Below are 308 nucleotides of genomic sequence, written 5' to 3'. Positions count from 1 at the left end.
GCCGTACCGGACCAGCATCGAGCGGTTGTCCTTGAGCCACGCCGCGACGGCTGCGTATTGCGTCATGACCGCCTCGAATCCAAGGGCCGGCTCGGTCGCCGCCGGGCGCTTGCCGCCGCCATCGGCGTGAGCGGTGACGTCGGCGCTCAGCATTGCGCCGAGCGCTTTCATGTCGCCGCTGCGTGACGCGTTGAAGAAGGCCTCGGCGATCTCCAGCCCGCGCTGCTTCTCGACCTTGAAGCGCGGCCGCGCCTCGCGCACATGCTCACGCGCTCTGGCCGCGAGCTGGCGGCAGGCGGCTGCATCGC

The 308-nt window shown here is 70.8% G+C and carries 1 pseudogene; it reads right to left on the bottom strand.

Annotated elements, in window-relative coordinates:
- Positions 1-308, bottom strand: a pseudogene (locus EN857_RS34005) (RNA polymerase sigma factor SigJ); the annotation flags it as partial.

The organism is Mesorhizobium sp. M4B.F.Ca.ET.214.01.1.1 (genome assembly GCF_004791545.1).
GTDB classification, from domain to species: domain Bacteria; phylum Pseudomonadota; class Alphaproteobacteria; order Rhizobiales; family Rhizobiaceae; genus Mesorhizobium; species Mesorhizobium abyssinicae.
The sequence above is the reverse complement of the archived record's forward strand: the minus strand, read 5'-3'. Positions and strand labels throughout refer to the sequence as shown.